The 22,776-nt window shown below is 44.6% G+C and carries 13 protein-coding genes and 1 riboswitch; of the genes, 11 read left to right on the top strand and 2 right to left on the bottom strand.

What is annotated here, in order from left to right; genetic code table 11:
- Positions 1–39: 39 nt before the first annotated feature.
- Positions 40–654: an RNA polymerase sigma factor gene (locus EZE20_RS06300; protein ID WP_132115649.1), complete on the bottom strand. Its 615-nt coding sequence runs from the start codon at positions 652–654 to the stop codon at positions 40–42.
- A gap of 261 nt (positions 655–915) precedes the next feature.
- Between EZE20_RS06300 and EZE20_RS06295 the strand changes: the two genes are divergently transcribed.
- The 6 genes from EZE20_RS06295 to EZE20_RS06270 all read left to right on the top strand — a co-directional run bounded on the left by EZE20_RS06295 (position 916) and on the right by EZE20_RS06270 (position 12,363).
- Entirely contained in the window at positions 916–1,284 is a 369-nt protein-coding gene (locus EZE20_RS06295; protein WP_132115647.1) for a YccF domain-containing protein, read from the top strand.
- A 655-nt stretch (positions 1,285–1,939) separates the two neighbouring features.
- Entirely contained in the window at positions 1,940–5,044 is a 3,105-nt protein-coding gene (locus tag EZE20_RS06290) for a SusC/RagA family TonB-linked outer membrane protein (RefSeq protein ID WP_132115645.1), read from the top strand.
- 62 nt (positions 5,045–5,106) lie between these two features.
- Entirely contained in the window at positions 5,107–6,648 is a 1,542-nt protein-coding gene (locus tag EZE20_RS06285) for a RagB/SusD family nutrient uptake outer membrane protein (protein WP_132115643.1), read from the top strand.
- 80 nt (positions 6,649–6,728) lie between these two features.
- Complete coding sequence (locus tag EZE20_RS06280; protein WP_228713589.1) at positions 6,729–10,079, top strand: VCBS repeat-containing protein; 3,351 nt, start codon at positions 6,729–6,731, stop codon at positions 10,077–10,079.
- Positions 10,080–10,772: 693 nt separating this feature from the next.
- A complete protein-coding gene (locus EZE20_RS06275; protein WP_132115641.1) occupies positions 10,773–11,243 on the top strand; it encodes a hypothetical protein in 471 nt (156 codons plus the stop codon).
- Between the two features lie 751 nt (positions 11,244–11,994).
- A complete protein-coding gene (locus EZE20_RS06270) occupies positions 11,995–12,363 on the top strand; it encodes a DUF4142 domain-containing protein (RefSeq protein ID WP_394345643.1) in 369 nt (122 codons plus the stop codon).
- Between the two features lie 155 nt (positions 12,364–12,518).
- Here EZE20_RS06270 and EZE20_RS06265 read toward each other — a convergent pair whose 3' ends face one another.
- Positions 12,519–13,331 carry a sugar phosphate isomerase/epimerase family protein gene (locus tag EZE20_RS06265; protein ID WP_132115637.1) on the bottom strand — a complete coding sequence of 271 codons (813 nt, stop codon included), beginning with the start codon at positions 13,329–13,331 and terminating at the stop codon, positions 12,519–12,521.
- A gap of 332 nt (positions 13,332–13,663) precedes the next feature.
- Between EZE20_RS06265 and EZE20_RS06260 the strand changes: the two genes are divergently transcribed.
- The 5 genes from EZE20_RS06260 to EZE20_RS06240 all read left to right on the top strand — a co-directional run bounded on the left by EZE20_RS06260 (position 13,664) and on the right by EZE20_RS06240 (position 22,738).
- Complete coding sequence (locus EZE20_RS06260) at positions 13,664–15,106, top strand: c-type cytochrome domain-containing protein (protein ID WP_132115635.1); 1,443 nt, start codon at positions 13,664–13,666, stop codon at positions 15,104–15,106.
- Positions 15,107–15,133: 27 nt separating this feature from the next.
- Positions 15,134–18,361: a DUF1553 domain-containing protein gene (locus EZE20_RS06255; RefSeq protein ID WP_132115633.1), complete on the top strand. Its 3,228-nt coding sequence runs from the start codon at positions 15,134–15,136 to the stop codon at positions 18,359–18,361.
- 8 nt (positions 18,362–18,369) lie between these two features.
- Positions 18,370–19,851, top strand: a complete 1,482-nt coding sequence (locus tag EZE20_RS06250; RefSeq protein ID WP_132115631.1) for a DUF1501 domain-containing protein — start codon at positions 18,370–18,372, stop codon at positions 19,849–19,851.
- 56 nt (positions 19,852–19,907) lie between these two features.
- Positions 19,908–19,973, top strand: a riboswitch (Fluoride riboswitch).
- Positions 19,974–20,013: 40 nt separating this feature from the next.
- The gene (locus EZE20_RS06245) at positions 20,014–21,333 is read left to right on the top strand and encodes a voltage-gated chloride channel family protein (RefSeq protein WP_132115629.1); all 1,320 of its coding nucleotides are present in this window, start codon (positions 20,014–20,016) and stop codon (positions 21,331–21,333) included.
- Positions 21,334–21,421: 88 nt separating this feature from the next.
- A complete protein-coding gene (locus tag EZE20_RS06240; RefSeq protein WP_132115627.1) occupies positions 21,422–22,738 on the top strand; it encodes a TIGR00341 family protein in 1,317 nt (438 codons plus the stop codon).
- The last annotated feature ends 38 nt before the right edge of the window (positions 22,739–22,776 follow it).

Genomic DNA, 22,776 nt, shown 5'->3' with positions numbered 1-22,776 from the left:
TTTTCGGCTTTTTTTAGCAAATTTTAATCTATGTAACTATTATTTGGAAGCCAGGAAAATGCTGATGCCAATTTTCAGAAACGGAGTGAAAAACGGAACGCTTTCCCTCAGGTGAAGCAACGCATTGTACAGGGTATTGCGGACGGTCTTTTCAGAAACCTCCATGATAGACGCTATTTCTTTGGTGCTGAAATTCTCGTAGTAGCGTAGGGTAATAGCCTCAAATTGGCGCTTGGGTAGCTTTCGCAGTACAGCCACGAGCTTTGCCGCCAACTCCCTTTCGTTTTCATCCTGCTCAAAGGTCAATTCTTCAAAAGGGTGTGAGAGTGTATGTTGTATCTCCCGAGAATCCAGGGAATCCATCCGGGTCTCACGAATGTGCTGTCGGTGAAGATCCCGCCTTAAGCAGCGAAATAGGTAATATTTAATGTTTGAAACCGACGTAAGATTGTTTTTTGAGCGCCAAAGATTGATAAAGAGATCCTGAATAGCATCCTCAACCAGACTTTCATCCAAACCAAACTTCTTCCCATACCCATACAAAGCACGATAATGTAACTGGTACATCGTAGCAAAAGCCTTTTCATCTCCTTGTTGAAAGGAGTCCCATAGGTGCTGATCGGTTGGATGTTCCTGAGTCAAATCCACGTGCATGTAAAAAATCCGGAATAGAAAGATGGTACAGCTACTCCCTGCTTGTCACAGGATTAAAGCCTGCATTTTCGGTGTTTTATTCTATTTTTTATATCATTGATACCATGTACGCAAGTTACAGTAATTTCAGCAAGGAGGAACAATTGAATTCAGAATCATCGATTTGTCTACTTTTTAGTTGTTGATTAATTCTGGTCTATGTTGTAATTTAAGCCGATTATTTTGCAGTTAGCAATCCAACACATCTTGATTTTGACGGACATGAATCTTTTAGGAAACATCATTTGGCTGGTATTTGGCGGTTTATTGGTTTTTATTGAATACATGGTGGCCGGCTTTGTTATGTGTATTACAATCATTGGTATTCCCTTCGGACTTCAATGCTTTAAAATTGGAATGTTAAGCCTTTTTCCCTTTGGGAAAGATGTTCGGGATGTACCCACAAGTGGCGGATTTTTGACAACTGTATTCAATGTCATTTGGATTGTGATTGGTGGGATCTGGATCGCTTTGACTCACCTGTTTTTTGGAGTTCTCCTGGCAGTTACGATTATAGGCTTGCCTTTTGCCAGGCAGCATTTTAAGCTTATGAGCCTGTCTTTTACTCCTTTTGGAAAGGAAGTGGTGTAGAGTTACATATGATCCTGTTCCGAGCTGTTGATTCTTGAAGCAAATAGCTTTTGAAATTTAACTATTTGAAATTCAAGCTTATCGGATAAAACTGTTATTTTTATGTCCGTGTTGTTTTCTTACCGGAAGACAAAGCTTACTGCTATTTCAGGCGACTACGAATGAAGTTTAAACTCTCTTCTAATTTATAAAAGATCAAACTTCGGGCTAAAACAAGTCCGGTAATGGATTAAATACACTCCAAACCAAGGATAGGGTAAAAATCCCCAGTGGATCAAGATCAATTCGCCGCACGCTACGCCCCTACACATGCTGTGCCTTCCGCAAGTTTAATTTAGTAACGACAGATTACATATATCTGTGGAGAATACAGTACACCTCTCGAATTTGTCTATACAGATTATTCTACTCTGAAAAATATAGCAGTCGATAATGGTCTATAACAAATTTTAGATTTTTTTAAATTAATTATATGCCATTGAAAACATATTATTTTGATTTTAAGTTAGATACTCTAAAATTGAATTTTTTCTAGAAGTTAGGTTTATCAATATTAGTTAAAATACTATCAGTAAAAATTGAATAATAAGTGACTTTTATAGCAATATCAATATAATTAAGTAAAGTAATATGTACAATTAACCTATACAACTCTATGTTAAAAAGAACCCAAATTCTAATTAGCACCATTCTCTTATTGTGCCTGTTTGCGAGTACGCGAGTATTTAGTCAGGAAAAAAGGATTACGGGTACCATTACAGATGATGCTGGCGTTGCGCTGCCAGGGGTAAGCGTACTGGCAAAGAATACACAAGTAGGCACCACGACAGATTCACAGGGTAAGTACGCGCTCTCCGTTCCTTCCGGCGTGACCACGCTCGTATTCAGTTTTATTGGCTACTCGGGGCGGGAAGTCGTAATTGGTACACAATCAACGATTGATCTTAGTTTAAATCCAACCGTTGAGGCCTTAGGCGAGGTGGTAGTGGTTGGGTATGGTACCCAAAAGAAAACCTCCCTAACCGGAGCGGTTTCGTCTGTTTCACAAAAAGAACTTAAAGCTTTGCCCGTAGTCAGTCTCACGCAGGCCATGCAGGGACGTGTACCGGGTGTGTCCATTACCAACAATAGCGGGCCTGGTACTGAGCCTGTGGTCAGAATCCGGGGCGTAGGTTCTATTAGTTTGAATCCCAATCCATTATATGTTATTGATGGGGTGCCCGCAGGTGGGCTTAACAACATTGACCCCAAAGACATTGAGTCACTGGAAGTATTAAAGGACGCGAGTGCGGCCGCAATTTATGGTTCACGAGCTGCCAATGGGGTGGTGCTAATCACCACTAAAAAAGGGACTCCGGGAAAATTGGTAATCAATGCTGATTCCTATGTAGGTACCCAATCGGCCTGGCGAACGCTGGATTTATTGAATCGGGATCAATACATTGAGTATGGATCGGCTCTTTTGACGGCCTCGGGGCAGCCGGTGCCAGGACGATTCTCCAATATGAACACACCAGTTTATGAAGGAGCAGACCGAACGTTTGCGCAGACAGACACGGATTGGCAGGATGTTATGTTTCGTAATGCGCCAATTACCGACAATCAGGTGTCAATTTCGGGGGGAAATGAAACTTCCCGCTTTTATACATCACTCGGTTATTTCAAACAGGATGGTATTTTGCCCCATACAAGCTATAACCGTCAGAGTTTTCGAATCAATTCTGATCATAAATTAAAGAAGTTTCTAACATTTGGTCAGACTTTGGTAGTTTCAACCGATGGTCGTACGGCTGAGCGTGATGGTGGCGGTCGAAGCCTTGTCATGAATATTATGCGAATGGTGCCCTATTGGCCTGAACGCGATCCAACTAAATTGGGTGGATTTAGTACTACTGCGCAGGGCCTCGATGCTACGGACCCCGAAAACCCTCTGCGCATTGCCGAACAAGAACAGCAATTCCAAACGGATCGGGCCTTTAAATTGGTCGGAACTGCCTTTGCCGAAGTAAAATTTGCCGATTGGCTGCGGTATAAATTCACCGTTGGTACCGACTTTGCTACTACCCGTTTCAATGGTTTCCTGCCTGTTTATAATGATGGTAACAGGAGCCGCCCCATTGCGAATGTCAATGAAAACCGGAATTCGTTTTTTAGTACCGTAATCACCAACGCTTTAACTTTTGAGAAAACCTTCGGCAAGCATTTTTTGAATGTTTTGGCAGTGGCCGAAAACCAGAATTCCAACTCCCGCGGATTAAGCGCATCCGGGCAGCGGCCGGACAACAACATTCAGGTAATTCAGGGGGTAAGCAATCCAAATGGTTCTTCGACGTTCTCCGAAAATTCATTGATTTCTTACGTCGGAAGGCTTAACTACGAATATAATAACAAATACCTGGTGAGTGCGTCTATCCGGCGGGATGGTTCTTCCAAATTTGCACCGGGCCGCAAGTGGGGTACCTTTCCAGCGGTTTCTGCCGGCTGGCGCATCAGCGAGGAAAACTTCATGAAAAGTGTATCCTTTATTACGGAGTTGAAACTTCGGGGCAGCGTAGGCCAAACGGGTTTTAACTCTATTGGTGACTACGAATGGCAGCCGCTTATTCAGGCAAACAACACGATTTACCCATTTGGAAATCAAACGCAGCAGGGATCTTACTTTAATCGTCTAGGGAACAATGATTTGAGCTGGGAGGTGACCACAATGAGCAACATTGGTCTGGATTTGGCTTTGTTGAACAATAAAATAAACCTGACAGCCGAATACTACAACCGCCAAACCGATGGTCTGCTTTTGAGTGTTCCACTGGCAACTTCGCTCGGCTACTCGGTTAGCCCTTTGGCCAACGTCGGAAGTATGAAAAACTACGGGTTTGAGCTTTCGGCAGGCTACACCCAAAGCGGAAGAGACTTTAACTGGAACCTGACCGGGAATTTTGACCTGACAAGAAATCTTGTGCAAAGCCTTGCGACTCCCTCAGCCAATATCAACGCGGGTGCTAACGGCGATTTTGGTGGGTTTGAAATTACCCGAACCCAGGCCGGACAGCCCATTCAGTCATTTTTTGGATGGGTCGTGGACGGAATTTTTCAGAGTGAAGAGGAAATTCGTTCAGCAAATGCAGCCGATGGAGATCCAGATTCCTTCTATCAAAATGATCAAACGGCCCCGGGGGATATTCGTTTTCGAGACCTTAATGGCGATGGAAGAATCGATGCAAATGACCGTACATTTCTTGGTAGCTATATTCCCAAATTCTCCTACGGTCTAAACTGGTCGGGTTCGTATAAAAACTTTGATTTTACGATGTTTTTTCAGGGAGTTTATGGAAACAAAGTGTACAACGGAACTAAGGTAATCGGTCAGGGAATGCTTCGTCTGTTCAATGCTACCACCGATGTTCTGAATGCCTGGACGCCACAGAATACCAATACTGACGTGCCGCGGGCGGTGAGTGGGGACCCCAATCAAAATTCCCGTACTTCGGACCGTTTTTTGGAAGATGGTTCTTATTTACGCCTGAAAAATCTTAGCATTGGTTACACCATTCCCGCAGATAAAATTGGTAAACTGAGCGGAAACATACTCACCAAAGCGAGAATTTATGTTTCAAGCCAAAATCTACTGACTTTCACAAAGTACACGGGCTATGATCCGGAAGTTTCATCCAAATACGGCAATTTATTGACCAATGGAATTGATTACGGACAATATCCTCAGGCACGTACGCTCATGGTTGGAGTTAATCTTGGATTTTAAATGTACAGATTTCCGAAGGTTATTTAGGTATGAGAGTTACTATCACTTTAACTACAAGCAAAATGAAAAAAATAATTGCCTTAACAAGCCTTTTGGCGCTCTTTATTGCCATTAGCTGCAATGAAGATTCTCTCAATAAAGTAAATCCAAATGGTGTAACTTTTGACACCTATTTTAATAATGAAGCTGAACTTACGGCAGGAGTAAACTCCATTTATGCCATGGTGCAATCCAATAGCCTGGTGGCACGGGAGTGGTTTTTTACCCATGATTTGCGGGGCGATGAAATGGCTTCCGGCGGTGGACAACTCGAAACTCCCCGAAACCAGCTCCTGATCGGGGTGCACGATACGGGCAATAGCCTGGTCAATTCGCTCTGGACAGGATGGTACCGCACCATTCACCGTGCCAACGTAATTCTTGAAAAAGGCTCAACCGTAGAATCCGTTCCGGAAGCAACCCGAGCCCGGTTGCTGGGTGAAGCCAGATTTTTACGCGCCTGGGCCTACTACGAGTTAGGAACTTTGTTCGGAGGTGTACCTATCTATACGGAATTTGCCAAAACCGTGGAAGCCTCCGCCGGACGCTCCACGCAGCAGGAGGTGTATGACCTGGTGATTGCCGATTTAAGAGCTGCCGAAGCCGGATTGCCCGATACATATCCGGATAGCCAGCTCGGTAGGGCCACCAAAGCTGCTGCACAGACGTTACTGGCTCGTACGTATCTGCAAATGGGAAACTATGCAAGCGCCAAAACGGAGCTTGAAAAAGTAGTTAACTCGGGACTTTACAGCATTGTGGACGATTACTTGGATTTGACCAACGAAGAAGGCGAATTTAACGATGAGTCGATTTTTGAAGTAGTCTACGCGCCTTCGGGCGGAGCCTTTAACTGGGGGGGAGATGGTGATGGCACCGCCGTTCAGGAAGAGACCGTTCGGACGCAGGAATATTCTGCCATTGGCTGGCGAAATGTTATTCCTTCCAACAAAATTCTGAACTCCTACGAAAGAGTATCCAAGGGTGACGCCAAAGATGATCCGCGCTACGATATGTCCTATTGGAAAGAAGGTGATTTATTCAACAATGGACAAAGTGTACTTACAGCGGACATCGTGCAGGGTAATTCTTCACTCGTTGAGGGCAGAGAGCAAAAAGTGAGCTGGCGTAAATACTCGGTGCTTTATAAGCTAAACGCAGGCTATGCTCAAAGCGGAATAAACATGAGAATTATGCGCTATGCCGATGTACTGCTCATGCTGGCAGAATGTGAAAATGAGGCCGGAAATCAGGCCCGTGCCATCAGTCTGATGAATCAGGTGCGCGCCCGGGCATCGGTAGATATGCCTCCTTTCCCGACGTCCAATTATCCATGCCGTACGGCTCGTGAAGTTTTGGATGCCATTCAGCATGAACGTTTTGTGGAGCTTGCCTCCGAGCAAGTTAGAAATTTTGATATTATTCGCTGGCGTAAAAATGGCAAACTTGCTGCGGAGCCTTTGACCTATTTTATACCAAACCGCCACGAACTTTTACCTATTCCACAAACTGAAATAGATAATAATCCGCAATTGAGTCCATCTGATCAAAACCCGGGCTATTAATTTAATTTTTTAATTTTAGAAGATACTCCCGCCATTGTTGGTAGGAGTATCTTTTTGTTTTCAAAACACCTTGATTCATCATGGGTAAAATACTGCTGAAAATTTTACTTTGGAGCTCGATGGCTCTGGTCTTTGGTTCCTGTAAGAAAAAAACTGTAACGCTTTTTGAGCAAATGTTGGCTAGACAAACGTCCTTGGATTTTGTAAATCAGCTGACTCCGTCAGACTCGCTGAATGCCTTTACATTTACCAATTTTTATAACGGGGCCGGGGTTGGGGTAGGCGATTTTAATAACGATTCCCTGCCGGATCTTTTCTTTGCCGGCAATCAAACAAGCTCGCGGTTATTTATAAATCAGGGTGAATTTAAATTTCAGGATCTTACCGAATCCTCCGGTGTTGCCACAAAGGACTGGTGTACGGGAGTTTCTATTGTTGATATAAATCAGGATGGATGGGACGATATATATGTAAGTGTAGCGAAGCATCCTGCTTTTGGCAATTCACGAAATTTGCTTTTCATAAATCAACGAACAAAAGTCCCAACATTTCGTGAGCAGGCCCGTGAGTATGGGCTTGACTTTGATGGATTTACCATTCAGACCGTCTTCTTTGATTACGATCTGGATGGCGATCTTGATGCATTTTTGCTCAATACCGCACCCGATTTGCAGAATCCAACCTATCTCAGACCAGCAATTAATAATGGTTCTTATCCATCAACCGACCGGCTTTTTAGAAATAACGGCAAAAATGAATCAGGGCAAATAACTTTTACGGATGTATCGGCACAGGCGGGTATTCGCTATGAAGGCTTGGGGTTGGGCGTAGTGGTATCGGATTTGAATGGGGATGGATACCCGGATATATACTGCTCCAATGACTTTCAGAGCAGCGATATTTTGTACCTGAATTCTGGAAACGGCACGTTTACTAATGTCATCGCCGATGCCATGGACCATACAAGTTTATTCGGGATGGGCGTCGATGCCGCTGATCTGACCAACGATGGACAGATTGACATCCTTCAAATGGACATGTTGCCGGAAGATAATTTTCGACAAAAACAGATGTTGGCCGGGCAGGAGTATGACCGTAAAGAAATGAGTATTTCTCCGCGCTATCAGTATCAGCTGCAATACATGCGAAACATGTTTCAGGTCAATACCGGCACAAACCCACAGACCAACGTTCCGGAATTTAGTGAAATAGGTTTGCAGGCAGGCGTCGCCAAAACCGATTGGAGCTGGGCAACTTTACTGGCAGATTTTGACCTGGATACCCGAAAAGATATTTTTATAACCAATGGGTATCGAAAAAACATAACCGACCGTGATTTCATCACCTATGCCGAAGAGTTCAGTTTCTTTGGGACCGATCAGGCCCGTTTGCAGAAAAGAGATGAACTTTTAAGTAAAGTGCCCGAAATTAAACTTAGAAATTATGCCTTTAGGAATGCCTCAGATTTCAACTTCGAGAACGTTTCCGAATCCTGGGGCCTTGATCAGCTTTCGTACTCCAACGGCGCGGTATGGGCCGATTTGGATCGGGATGGTGACCTGGATTTAGTGGTGAATACCATCGATTCGCAGGCATTGGTTTACCGGAATCGTGCGACCGAGTTGCCCAATAAAAATTATTTAAACGTACTCCTTCGTGGTCCGGTCAACAACCGGAAAGGCCTGGGAGCAAAAATTACTTTATGGACAGCCGGCAACCGGCAGGTAATGGAAAACTGGGTGGTCAGGGGATATGCGTCATCCGTTGAGCCTGGCTTTTTTTTGGGGACCGGAGGCGGGCAAACAGTAGATTCACTGATCATTCAATGGCCAGATCAACGGCAGCAAAGAATTTATTCTGTATCCGCAAATCAACGTCTTACGCTCGATTATCAAGATGCAGATTCCCCGCCAACTGCTCAGCCTGAACAAGCAACACCCCTATTGACCAGGGTACAGTTGGAAGGCTTGCTTTTTGAGCATTTCGAAGATCAATATGTTGATTTCAAACAAACGGCAACCCTACATAAAATGCTTTCAAGATCAGGATTTGCACTCCTGAAAGGGGACGTCAATGGGGATGGTCTTGAAGATCTGTTTGTGGGTGGAGCTTACCGGGGAAGTAATTCTCAGGTATTTTTGCAGCAAAAGAGTGGCTCATTTAACTCAATTGCTTTTCCACAAACCTCAACTCTGGGAGAGGTTAGCTGCGGTGCCTTTCTGGATATAGATAATGATCAGGATCTGGATTTGATCCTGGGTTTTGGAAGTACCGAACGGCCGTTCCACGTACCCGAAGCCTACCTTCCGCAAGTTTATGTAAACGATGGCAAAGGGAATTTTTCAAAGGCCCTACAAAATCTATTGCCAGAACTTAGCGTAGCTGCATCCAAAATCCTACCCTTTGATTTCGATCAGGATGGTGATTTGGATGTATTGATTACCGGACGGCAGCAACCGGGCAGCTATCCGAAGGCGGTTTCGAGCTATTTGCTGCGCAATGATTCGAAGGCAGGCAAGGTTCAATTTACCGATGTGTCACAGCAGGAAGGCAAAGTCTTTCAAAATCTGGGAATGGTGTGTGACGTAGTCGCCACAGATCTCAATCAGGATGCATATCCTGATTTAGTACTTGTCGGGGAGTGGATGCCGATCCTTTTGTTTTTGAATGACAAAGGGAAAGGTTTTTCGGCCTATAAACAGGATGCTTTAACCCACAGCTCGGGCTGGTGGAATTGTGTGGTAGCAGCCGATTTGAACGGGGATAAACGGCCGGATTTTGTTTTGGGTAATGAAGGGTTAAATACTTTTTACAGAGTTTCAGAAACAAAACCTGCTAAAATAATCGGAAAAGATTTTAATGGTGATGGAAAATTTGACCCCATTATGGGTTACTATCTGGGAGACAAGCTTTATCCTGCACATCCGCGCGATGCTCTGAATCAGCAGGTTATTCAGTATCGAAAAAAATATCTGAATTACGGGATGTATGCGAAGCAATCGTTTGAAGATCTATTTACTCCCCAGGATTACAAAGATGCCTATACGGCGGAGGCTGTTCATATGGAAAGTAGTGTTCTACTTTCGGACGAGTCGGGGAATTATCGTCTGGTTGCGCTTCCACCCCAGGCGCAGCAAGCTCCTGTTTTTGGAATTGTTCCCCATGATTTTAACCACGATGGGCATAATGATTTAATGCTAACGGGCAATTTTTTTCCGAATGAAGTTCATATGGGCCGTCAGGATGCCTCCCGCGGATTACTAGTACTGGGAAATGGCAAAGGAGATTTTAAGGCCCTTTCGAAGCAGGAAAGCGGACTCAACATTCGAGGGGATATGAGGGGTACACTCATGCTTTCCACGCCTAACCGAACGTTGTTTTTAACTGCTGTAAACTCTCAGGGAATTGTAAGTCATAAAGTAACCAAATAGGAATCAATTATTTATTTTGATTTGAGGGTACCGGCTTACGCTAACTAATTGGACAGTTTTTTTGTATCCATCAACCTTTTCAATTTGTTCCTCTGAATTGCTGGATTTTTCTAAAATTAAGTTAAAAAATAGTTCAATATTTTAAGGTTAACTATTTGTTAATCAATAGTTTGTGCCTTTTTTTGTCAAAAATTTATTAAAATAGAAAATCAATCAATAAAAAAATAAGTAAACAAATTTGTTGAATTTATACTTAAATTGTCAAATCAAAACCAGAATGTTTATTCACCTAATGAATGGATAGAATACCGAAGATTCAGGGTATAAATCAAACCAAAAGAGGCTGCTTTTTCCATAGGATTAGTGTCGTTCGTCTCTGTGCTGTATAGTAAATCAACATAAAAAAATATACTGAAAACCAGGTATTAGCTGATGGATTATACCGCCATTCAGTCTCAGAAATCAGTTGATAAAATTAGTTAAATCAATAAATCATGCATATGATTTCAGCTAGGAACAGAAACGAGCTACCAGAACTATAATCAGAAAGAAAGCTTTATTGCAGACCCGATTATTACCAGATTTTTCAAGAAAGTGACCTATTTCTTGCTTTATTTCATAATTTTAAAAAAAAAATAGCGGAGAAAGAAAAATTATTATTACACTTGCATATAAAACAAAAAAACTAAAAACGTGAAAGCAAAAGCAATTAAATTCTTTTCGCCGGAAGACAATGTTTCTGTCACTGAAAAGGTCAAGCAAAAAAAGGAAGATCCAGAAGGATATGTATCACCAACTGGTAAATTAGTTATTCCTTTGGCGGCACTTACCGAATTGGGTATTGAGCCCGAAGAAACTCTTTTTAAGATTGGCGCTCAGCAAGGAAAAACAAAATTGAAATTTCTTTACCTGATTCCAACTACTGAAACAGAAGGTAGTTTTGCCTTGCAGAAAACAGGCCGTGGTTTTTCTATACCCCTGGAAAATATCCTTAAAAAAGGACGGGTAGATTACCAAAACGTAAAGTATATATTTACTATTTCGATGTTCAACTACCAGGAAGGTGTTGTTGGCTACGAATTAGCCCTGGCGAGTACCGAGCCCAAAGCGCCGTATACCGGCAAGCCACGAGGTCGTAAGCGTAAAGAAGTAACAGAAGGGTAATTTTCAAAACTCCCCGCGTTTAGAATACGAAACCATCCCTGGGCAAGTATCCTTAAACCCGTTTATTTTATGGGGTTTCAGCAGGATTAATTCCTTTCACAGAATATTTATCCTTAAAAGCGCGGTTCGCATCCAATTGGTGCGAACCACGCTTTATTTTTTGGATACTATATATTTCAAAAGCCTCTCTCCGAAAGCAAAATAGTCACATCCTCATATGCTCATTATTAGATTGGCTGTTCTAAAATAATCCGTAGAAACCTGCCTGCATCAATTTTTTTTGTCATTGGAAACCACATTTTCAAAGTCAATTTATCTATCAAAACTTAACTTGTATAGACAATTTGGATACGAAATTCAAACCGATATGAATGGTGTTTTAAAATGCCGTCACCTGAGAATTTGCCAGATATTCAGAAATTTGAAATATAGGTCTAAGAAAAAAAGTCGACAAAAGTTTTGCATCATTTAGTTCCAAAAACGGTATAAACTTAGCGTTGACTTCTGTTGTCTTACAAATCGGCAGTACGCTGATTTCCAGAGAGACAGCAGTGCTGGCACCGGAATTATATGGAATGTTATACATATAATTTTCAAACGAATGAAACACGTAAAGATATTTTTTATCAGTCTCCTGACGCTACTCCTTTTCAACTCATGTCAGGAAAAACAAATTGACGAATTAGTACTGTTGGATTCAGACCGTGCCTTTGCGGTGGCAGCGGCCGAAGGATGGCAACTGGAAACGCAAATGAGTCAGTTAGCCCAGTCCAATGGCATTACTCCTCAGGTGCGTGCCTATGGCAAACAACTGGTAAGTGACTATTCACAAAAGAGACAGGGTCTTAGAGAACTTGCAAAGGCCAAAAATATTTCGTTGCCGACAAATCTGGGAAGTCTCAGCCAACAAAAATACGATTCTCTTACGCGTATACACGGAAGTGCATTTGACATCGCCTTGGCGAACGCAATGGCTCGCTCGCATCAACGGATGTATGTATTGTTTGAGAGGCAATCACTGGATGGTACAGATACAGAAATAAAATCCTGGGCAGCTGAGCAGTTGCCAGCGCTGAACAAGCGGCTGGAACTAGTAAAAAGCCTTCAAAGCGCCGAGTAATTTACGGCCAATGTCGGGATCAGGCACCCAATTCTATAAGTAAATTTAAAATAGCTTTCAGTACCATAAATGGAAATATTGATACCCAAAATGCTACGAAATAGCCAGGTAGATGAACTCAATAATGGCTTTTGCCTGAATACAAAAAATGAATGTTAGAGGCATCCATGACGAACTTTTAACAGATTCATCATGAATACATTGATGTCCCACTGATTGGCTAAGGGCTGCTGAGTATAGGGACTTTGGGGCATGTAAGGCGCCGGCCCAAATTCAGTGGTAATGGTTAGTAATGTTGCGTTTTGAAGGTGTATTTCGGCTACCTGATCCCACCACTTTAGGTGAGTGTGCAGGGCCTCACTCCATTCGGGGGCCCGGGGATCATTTACCTGTGGGCCTTGCGGATGTCCTACCCGGCTGTGAATATGGTCCGTGCGACTAAATGCCAGCGCAAGTGCCTCTGACTGATCAGTTAGCAGGGATTCGTGCACATTGCACCAATGCGAAATATCCAGACAAATACGCAAATCTGGCAAATGGCTGAGGTATTGCTGCGTTCCATGCGCTGAGAAAAGACTTTTCCCTCGATGTGTTTCATGAATAATCTTCACGCCTGACTCGGCGGAAATGCGCGTTGCGCAGGCAAATAGCCGACAATTCTGATCAAAAGTAAAATAATCCTTTCCGGTTTGGCAATTAATCAGCACCGGATTTTCTTCAATTAAATTGTGCAGATAATATTCATAGTTTCTCAAATGTTCGGTAAAATTACTTTCAAAGGACTGATAGTACTGACCAATAAACAGGAGAGAATTCTCACGAAGCACTCGTCTGAATTCGGCTTTCTGATGCGTGCCAATAGGTGCCTCCATTTCAATTCCATCGTATCCAACCTCACGCACATTTGCACAAAAGGTTTCAAAAGGCAGGGTATTTCCCCAATGAGGGGCAAAAAATTGTAAAGCCATATCGTTAGAATCCCACCAGGGAAGCCCCCCCAAAATGGGTGGGGGAGGTTTTAATAAAATTAAGTATGTATTGCGGGTGATCGTCCTTTATAAGCTACATTTCAGTTTGAAAATACATAAAAAAGCAGCAGGATATTGGAACTGTTCATTACCAGTACAAACAAAATCCGCTCCTGGTTTCCCGGTTATTTTAAAAAAAATATTTACCTCAGAAAATAAAGTTAAGTTGCTTTTTATAAATGGCCGAACTGCTTTTTTAAACGTAATTTAGTATCCGAAAAAAGCCCTGGCAACATGTGTACTACTGTTTAATCATGTAAGAATACCATTCGATGTTTACCTCCGACACTATTGGACATTTCCACCCGCTAATCATTCATCTCCCTATTGGCATTCTGCTTTTCGGATTTCTGCTTATGCTGATGCAGCACGTACGAAAAGTTGATCTTGAAGCAGCCGTTTCTCTTGCATTTCTAACGGGTAGTATAACTGCGGCAGCGGCCTGTGTTGCCGGATGGTTGCTTGCTCAATCGGGTGAATATGAGCCTAGCCTTGTCTCCTATCATCAGTGGACAGGGTTGGCCACTACGGCTCTGGGTTTTCTGACGTTTTTTGCAGGGAAGTATCGAATTTGGCTGGCTGCAATTACCGTAATTGTACTGAGTGTCGCCGGGCATTTTGGTGGTTCTTTAACCCACGGAGAAGATTATCTTTTTTCATCAAAATCTGTATCTGAAATCGATCAGAAAGCAGCCTTTGCCGAGTTCCAGGCTCTGGATTCCGGCGCGGTTCACTCGCAGGTAGCCAACACGCAGAAATCCGCCCCTATGGTCTTTGTGTACCGGGATGAAGTTGTGCCGATTTTGAAAAATAAATGTTACAGCTGTCATTCGGCCACAAAAATGAAAGGGGGATTACGGCTAGATTCAGAAGAATTTATAAAAAAAGGAGGCAAAAATGGTCGGGTGCTTCTGGAAGGGCATCCGACGGATAGTCCGCTAATTAAAAACCTGTTACTTCCCATCGAACATGAGGATCACATGCCCCCCAAAGGCAAACCTCAGCTTACCCGGCGGGAGATTTCTATCCTGCATGCCTGGGTTAGCCGTGGGGCATCTTTTGTGCCGCAGAAGGAAAAGGCAGAAAGGCAACTCCTTGCAGTTTCTGGTGTGCCGGTATTGTTGGATTCCGGGATAACTAGCGAGGTAATAAATTCTATTCCTTCACAGGTTCAGCTCGAACAACAGATTTTGCTGAAAGACCTACCTTCGATACCCGCAGAACGTGTTAAGGTTTTGCAGCAGAAAAATATTTTGATAACCCCCATGAAGGAATCATCTTCCTTTGTTACAGTCAATTTTGTCAATGTAAGTGCCTATGAATCCTCACTTTTGGACGAAATGATGCCATTGGAAAAGCATGTGATGTGGTTGCGGATGCCGGACAAACCGGTTACTGATGAGGATGTTAGAAAAATAAGTACATTTAGTAATCTAACCCGCCTGCACCTGGAAAATACTACCATTACGGATCAGGCGCTGGGATATCTGAAAAATTTGCCTCACCTGGAACAGCTCAATCTTTACGGTACAGCTATTTCCGACGTAGGGTTGAGAGATTTGGTACTTTTTCCTGCCTTACAAGTAGTTTACTTGTGGCAAACCAACATCACGGAGGATGGCGTTGCCAGATTGAAAAAATTACGTCCGGAGCTGCGGGTCGAAATTGGGGGATTTCGATTTATAAAACCGGACACAAGTACTATTCAGAAGTAATTTTATGTAAAAATAAATAGCAAGGCTATGAATTTTTCTCTTCTCATATGGCTCGGTGGTTTGCTTGGGATGGCGGTTTTACCACCCCCGGAGCTTCCCCGGGATGTAGCCGACGAGTATAAAAAACTCACGTACGCTCTGGATTATAATCAGCATGTAAAACCGATTTTATCCGATAAATGCTTTGCCTGCCATGGCCCTGATAAAGCCAAACAAGAAGCCGGGTTGCGGTTGGATCTGCCAATCACCGCCTATTCACCGCTGCCGGAAAGTCCCGGAAAGGTGGCGATTTCGCTCGGTAATCTTAAAAAGAGTGAAGTTTTTTACCGGATTTTGTCCAAAGATCCGACCTATGTTATGCCCACTCCTAAATCTCACATGAGCCTTTCAGCCAAAGAAAAGGCCATTCTAATCAAATGGATAGAACAAGGGGCGGTCTATCAAGTGCATTGGGCTTTTGTGAAGCCGGTAAAAAAAGCGCCGCCATCTCTACCGGCTACTTCATCATCCGAATTGTTGCCAATCGACGCTTTTATACAAAGTCGTTTGGCGCTGGAAGGTTTGCAATCTTCGCCACTTGCCGATAAAGAATTGTTGCTTCGCCGGGTTTCGCTTGATTTGACGGGTCTGCCTCCCACAACTTCCGAAATTGATTCTTTCCTGGCTGATAGCGCTGCGAATGCATACGAGAAACAGGTGGATCGCCTGCTGAATTCTCCGCATTTTGGAGAAAAAAAGGCGACCGATTGGCTCGACCTTGCCCGCTTTGCCGATTCCCACGGCTATACCGTGGACCGTCTGCGGGACATGTCTCCTTACCGCGATTGGGTCATCGAGGCCTTCAATCAGAATATGCCTTACGATACCTTCATTCATCAGCAATTGGCAGGTGATTTAATGCCGTCGCCTTCCCGCAAAATGCTCATTGCCACTGCTTTTAACCGCAATCATCCCCAAAATATGGAAGGTGGAATCGTGGAACAGGAGTTTCAAACCGAATACGTGATGGATCGTACCAATACGTTTGGAGATGCCTTTCTGGCCATGTCGGTGGGCTGTGCCCGTTGTCATGATCATAAGTACGATCCGATTTCGCAGAAAAATTACTACCAGTTATTTAGCTTCTTTAACAATGTACGCGAAGCCGGGCAGATTGCCTGGAACGATGATTTGCCTACTCCAACTCTGCTGCTGCCGACAGAAGCGCAGGAAAAAGTTTTGGATTTTATTAAACAAAAAATAACTACACAGCAGCAAACGGTTCAGCAATTAATAATAGATTCAGATAGTTCATTTGAAAATTGGCTACAAAGCAATGACTGGAAAAAACTTGCGACGCAGCAGATTTCGATGGCAAATCTATTGGGATATTATGACTTCGAAGATTCGCTCAACAATAGCCTCAACCCTGTGCAGGCAGGAATCATGAAGCGGGATGCGGGTACAATAGGCGATAAACCAATGCTACAAAAAAGTGAAGGTGGACAAGTGCTTTTGCTGGACGGCGACGTGTATCTGGATTTAAAGGATGTTGGTGTTTACCGAAAGTCAGACGCATTCAGTATTGGCGCATGGGTGCAGATCCCCAAAGAATTCCGGGAAGGGGTGATTTTTCATAAAAGTAATGCCGAGAGGCTGTATAATTTTAAGGGCTATCATCTCTTGATGAAAGACAACCGGCTGGAAGTTACGCTTGCGCACACGGCCCCATCCAACGCCATTACGCGACTAACAACACAGGAAATTCCGCGGGATACCTGGATTCAACTGACTATGACCTACGATGGGTCGTCAAAAGCGGCAGGGTTAAAGCTTTACCTCAATGGTACTGAAATGCAGCTTGAAACGGTAGTGGATCAGCTGTACAAAGACATAATTTTCTTCTCCAAAAATGAACCGGCACTGCAAATCGGCGGTTGGTGGCGGGGACTAGGGTTTAAAGGGGGCAAAATTGACAATATTGCTATATACAGCCGGGCGATAACCCCTTTTGAAATTCAGATTTTGTCCCAAAAAGCATCCTGGAAATCGCTTGCAGAACTGTCAGTTGTGGCCTTAAATGCATCACAGAAAGAGATTTTGCGGCAATATTATCAGTCGGTGGTAAGTCCGCAACTGTTGGCTGCACGAGCAGAATTGCAACATCTACAAGCGCAATTGGCTGATTCTAGCGAGAATATCCGGGAGATCATGGTGATGCAGGAAATGCCAACGCCCCGAAAAACGTTTCTGCTCAACCGGGGTCAATACGACGATCCGGGTGAGCCTGTACTTCCAAATACTCCCGAAAGCATTCTTGATTTCCCCGAAAATCTACCTAAAAACCGCTACGGCCTGGCCCAGTGGCTGACCCACGGCGACAACCCTTTAACCGCGCGGGTAGCTGTCAATCATGCCTGGCAAAGTTTCTTTGGGGTAGGACTGGTAAAAACAGCCGAAGATTTTGGCAATCAGGGCGAAATGCCCTCTCATGCCGAGTTGCTGGATTGGCTGGCCGTTGATTTCCGGGAATCTGGTTGGGATATTAAGCGCCTGAACAAACAAATAGTGATGTCTGCTACCTATCGGCAGGACTCCCGCACAACTGCCGAAATGCGGGAGCGAGATCCCGAAAACCGCCTGCTCAGCCGTGGACCAACTACCCGACTGACTGCCGAAATGATCCGCGACAATGCTTTGGTCGCCAGTGGTTTGTTTAAAAATACCATTGGCGGAAAAAGTATCAAGCCCTACCAACCTGCGGGTTTGTGGGAAATAAACAGCTCGCGCTACGAGCAAGATTCAACCGATGAGATTTACCGCAGAAGTCTGTACATACTGGTCAAACGTTCCGTACCCAATCCAACGCTTGGTACTTTCGATGCGCCATCCCGGAGTGGTTGTACCGTTCGCAGACAAGCCACCAACACCCCTTTGCAGGCACTTGTCACACTCAATGATCCCACCTTTATTGAGGCAGCCCGGGTGTTGGGGCAGCGAATGATGAAGCAGGAAAATCCGCAACAGGCCGTTGCCTTGGCCTACCGGGCACTCACGGGGCGGAAACCCACGGAAGGTGAGATTGATTTACTGGTCGATTTGTACCAAAAGGAACAGGCACGTTATCTGAAAAATCCTGAGAAAGCCATCGGTTGGCTGAAAACAGGTTTGGCAAAATCTACCGATGACACGCCCGAGGCACTCGCAACACTGGCAGCCAATGCCGTAGTGGCCAGCACGATAATGAACTTGGATGCGACCATCACCAAACGCTAGTGTACGCTATGAAACATTCTCATCCCGAAGAGTTTAGACTCCACACGCCCGAGTTTTCAGAACTGCATCGTAAGCTGGATCGGCGGCATTTTCTATCCAAAACCGCTGCCGGACTTGGGGCTTTGGCCCTTGGTGGTTTGTTAAATACTTCTGCGGCCGGAAAGTCCGTTGAACAACAGGTTCTTGATGCGCTGCCTCGGCTGGCACCCAAAGCCAAACGCGTGGTATATCTTTTCATGAGCGGCGGTCCCTCTCAATTTGAAACCTTTGATTATAAACCAAAACTGACGCAAATGTTCGGGCAAGGCTTACCCGATTCCGTACGGAAAGGTCAACGACTGACGGGTATGAGTGCCAATCAGGCCGTGTTGCCGGTGGTTCCATCGACTTACGATTTTAAGCCTCATGGAAAAAGTAGTACCTGGGTAAGTGAACTATTACCCTACACCGCTCAGATTGTGGACGAGCTGTGCATCATTAAATCCATGTATACCGAACAGATAAATCATGATCCGGCCATTACCTTTTTTCAAACGGGTCATCAGCTGCCGGGCCGTCCGTCCATCGGCTCGTGGGCGAGCTATGGATTAGGGTCAGACAATCAAAATTTACCTGCATTTATTGTCCTGGTTTCCAAGGATGCTTCCAAAGATCAGCCGTTGTACGCCCGTTTGTGGGGAAATGGATTTTTACCAACCGAGCATCAGGGCGTTCAGTTTCGTTCCGGAACTGATCCGGTTTTATTTCTGAATAATCCCGAAGGCTACGATGGGGCCGACCGACGGCAAATGCTGGACTATCTGTCTAAACTCAATCACTTACAAAACGACGTTTGGGGCGATCCGGAAATCGATGCCCGCACGGCCCAATACGAACTGGCCTTCCGCATGCAAACCTCCGTGCCCGAGGTGATGGATACGACCCGCGAGCCCGATGAAGTTTTTGAACTTTATGGTCCTGGAAGTCGGGATAAAGGAACCTACGCAGCCAACTGCCTGCTGGCCAGAAAATTACTTGAAAAAGATGTACGATTTGTGCAGCTGTACCATCAGGGCTGGGATCATCACGGCTCCTTGCCTAAGGGCATGCAGCACCAATGTAAACAGACAGATCAGGCAACTGCCGCTTTGTTGGTAGATCTTAAACGGCGGGGACTGCTGGAAGATACCCTCGTGGTTTGGGGCGGTGAATTTGGCCGAACCGTTTATTCGCAGGGAAAACTTACCCGAACTGATTACGGTCGGGACCACCACCCGCGTTGTTTTAGCATGTGGATGGCCGGGGCAGGAGTGAAGGCCGGGACCACCTATGGTGAGACGGATGATTTTAGCTATAATATCGTAAAGAATCCGGTGCATGTACATGATTTTCAGGCTACTTTGCTCCATTTGATGGGAATTAACCACGAGCAGTTGACCTATAAATACCAAGGACGGAGGTTTCGGCTGACGGATGTACATGGAAAAGTCATTCAGGGTATTTTGTCTTGAGGTATTACAGCCTGTGTTTTTTCATATTGACTTTTCACCCCAAATCTTTATTTTTGACGCGTTCAGGAAATGGTGTCTTCCTGCCGAAACCGCCCGAAAGGGCTGATGGCGCCTATTAGGATCAAAGTCAATTTGTTCAATTAATAGGTATATCTTTCAACTATGTCAGCATCTCGTTTTCGCCTTCCTGCTTTTCTGGTAGACTTTTTCTGGAAATTCCCCCACGTTTTCTTTTTGTTAAAATGGCTTCTGATCTCCGGCATTGTTGGGGTATTGGTCGGTTCGGCTTCGGCCTTTTTTTTGGTTTCACTCGACTGGGTAACCAACTGGCGCGAGAGCCACGTTTGGATTATAGCCTTTTTGCCTGTTGCGGGTTTTTGCGTGGGTTGTTTGTATTACTATTTTGGAAAAACCGTAGAGGCGGGCAACAATCTGCTGCTCGACAACATTCACCGGCCCTCCGGAATCATCCCATTCCGAATGGCTCCCTTAGTGCTTTTTGGTACCCTGGTCACGCATCTTTTTGGCGGATCTGCCGGACGTGAAGGTACGGCCCTGCAAATTGGCGGTTCCACGGCCGATCAGCTCACAAAACTCCTTGGCCTGCGTCCCCGAGACCGGAAATTTCTGCTGATTGCCGGAATTGCCGCGGGCTTTGGGTCCGTATTCGGGACGCCGATGGCCGGCGCGGTGTTTGGTCTGGAAGTATTTTTGGTAGGTAGCCTGCGCTACAACGCTCTGATTCCGGCTTTTGCTGCATCCATTTTTGCCGACCTTACCACCAAAGCCTGGCAGGTTGGGCATACGCACTATCAGATTCCAATTGTGCCCGAACTTACGCTGCCGTTTGTACTGTATGCCGCTGGGGCCGGAGCAGTTTTTGGCCTGTGTTCCATTGTTTTTGGAGAATTGACCCACGAGATTGGTGCCTATCTTAAACGCATACTCGCTTTTGCTCCCCTTCGTCCGCTGGTCGGCGGAGCCGTAGTGGCACTTGCCGTATGGGCTTTGGGAACTACCAAATACATCGGACTGGGCATTCCGACTATTCTTGAATCATTTCAAACCCATTTGCCACCCTACGATTTTCTGATAAAAATTTTGCTAACGGCCATAACACTCGGTGCCTCATTCAAGGGCGGAGAAGTAACCCCATTATTCTTTATTGGAGCTACTCTTGGAAATGCACTATCCTACGTATTGCCACTTCCGGTTGGTTTGCTGGCAGGTATGGGCTTCGTGGCTGTTTTTGCAGGAGCCACCAATACCCCGCTTGCTTGTACGATTATGGCCCTCGAACTTTTTGGCGTTGCCTGCGGTCCGTACGTGGCCATTGCCTGCATAATTGCTTATGTATTTTCCGGGCATCGGGGTATATACGGCTCGCAACGCATCGGGCAATCCAAGCATCTCATTTTCTCCAAACAGGAAGGACAATCACTTGCTGAGTTAAAACTTTTGAGGAGAAAAAGGAAAATTTAGCCTTAGGTAGTTTCGTTTTTTATCCCGCTTATTTGTTTATTTAATTCAGTATAATTGACACTTTTAACACTAACCCTCTGACCGATTCATGCGTACTAAACTATTCTCTTACCTGAATTTAGATAGTGATGTCGAAAATTTTGATTCGATTCACGCTACCATTGAACGGGACATAAATTTTAAGGGGACCAATCTCTGGATTCTTTCCTTTGCCATCATTGTGGCCTCCGTGGGGCTCAACATGAATTCAACCGCTGTCATTATCGGCGCAATGTTGATTTCTCCGCTGATGGGCCCGATCAACGGAATGGGGTATAGCATTGCAACCTACAACCTGCCGCTGTTTCGCCGCTCGCTCAAAAACTTCCTGTTTGCCGTGGCGGCTAGTTTGGTAGCCTCCACGCTTTACTTCGTTATCAGCCCGGTTTCTACGGCACATTCCGAACTTTTGGCACGCACAAGTCCGACGATATATGATGTGATCATCGCGTTTTTTGGCGGTATGGCGGGCGTTGTGGCCATTAGCAGCCGCTTCAAAGGCAACGTTATTCCGGGGGTTGCCATTGCCACGGCGCTGATGCCTCCGCTATGTACGGCGGGCTACGGATTGGCCACGGGGCAGTTTGTCTATTTTTTCGGAGCGTTTTATCTGTTTACAATTAACACAGTATACATTGCCATTTCATCCGTAGTGATTTCCCAAATCCTTAAATTCCCGATACGGACGGTGGTGGAAGAAAAAGAAAAGAAACGGATCAATCAATGGATTACAGTTATTATTATCATTACGCTCATCCCAAGTCTATATTTTGGCTATGAACTCGTGCAACGGGAGCGATTCAATGAAAACGCTGATCGGTTTATCAAAAGTGTCAGTATTATTGAAGGCAACTATTTGTTAAATCAGGATGTAAATCCCGGCAAGAGAACCATTCGTTTGGTGTATTGGGGAAATTCACTTTCGGAAAAACAAAAAAGATCTATTATTGAGCGCGCCAGTTCATTTTCGCTGGATAGTAGTTTGATTCAGCTGGAACAGGGATTTTCACTGCTTGATGAGAAAAAAAATGTGGATGAAATCAGCAAACTCAATAGCGAAATTAACCGACTGAAAATGGTATTGAGTAAAAAAGAACAGGATGCGGATAGCTTGCGCATTCGACTTGAAATTGGAAAACAGCTGCTGACCGAAGTGAAAGCATTTTATCCACAGGTTACTACTTGTTCCTATGCCGAAGCCAAGTCCTACGATGATAGTACTAAAAAATATGTACAGGAACCTTTGGTCATTTTTATTTCCAGGAAAGAAGATTTTTCAACCGCCGACCGTGCAAAACTCCAAACCTGGCTCAAAAATCGTCTGAATAATAAAACGGCGCGGGCTTATTTTGAAACCCGGAAGTAAGGGAAATAACCTTTCAGAAGAAGTTGATACCGTTCTCA

The sequence above is a fragment of the Arundinibacter roseus genome (assembly GCF_004348825.1).
Lineage (GTDB): Bacteria > Bacteroidota > Bacteroidia > Cytophagales > Spirosomataceae > Arundinibacter > Arundinibacter roseus.
This window is presented reverse-complemented; position numbering and strand designations above follow the sequence as displayed.